Source organism: Shewanella sp. Isolate8, from assembly GCF_022398495.1.
GTDB lineage: Bacteria > Pseudomonadota > Gammaproteobacteria > Enterobacterales > Shewanellaceae > Shewanella > Shewanella aquimarina.
Genome location: NZ_JAKEVI010000014.1, coordinates 1 through 614 on the forward strand (window position 1 = coordinate 1; position 614 = coordinate 614).

2 rRNA genes are annotated in these 614 nt (G+C 46.4%); both read right to left on the minus strand.

From position 1 onward, the window contains the following. A 23S ribosomal RNA gene (locus L1D43_RS19810) occupies positions 1-128 on the minus strand; the annotation flags it as partial. 250 nt (positions 129-378) lie between these two features. Further along, a 16S ribosomal RNA gene (locus L1D43_RS19815) occupies positions 379-614 on the minus strand; the annotation flags it as partial.

A 614-nucleotide genomic window follows, 5' to 3' on the forward strand; every position in this document is an offset into this window, starting at 1 on the left:
GTTTCCCCATTCGGACATCGTTAGCTCAAATGCTTGTTACTAGCTCGCCAACGCTTTTCGCAAGTTACTACGTCCTTCATCGCCTCTGACTGCCAAGGCATCCACCGTATACGCTTAGTCACTTAACCATACAACCCAAATGAGTTTCATCTGAGCTGCATCGCAACTAATGGTTTCAACTTTCGCCAAAAGAATACTCAAGTCACTTGATTAAAGTGTGTTTTGAGAACTCAATTATTTTCGCAATAACCTTTCGGTTATTACTATCAGCTTTCCAAATTTTTAAAGAACAAGCATCGTCGCTCGGACGTGCCACTCGCTCTAACAAGAACAAGTTATCTGTGTGAACACTCAACAAATATCAGTCAATCGTATAGGTAAGGAGGTGATCCAGCCCCAGGTTCCCCTAGGGCTACCTTGTTACGACTTCACCCCAGTCATGAACCACACCGTGGTAAACGCCCTCCCGAAGGTTAAGCTATCTACTTCTGGTGCAGCCCACTCCCATGGTGTGACGGGCGGTGTGTACAAGGCCCGGGAACGTATTCACCGTAGCATTCTGATCTACGATTACTAGCGATTCCGACTTCATGGAGTCGAGTTGCAGACTCCAA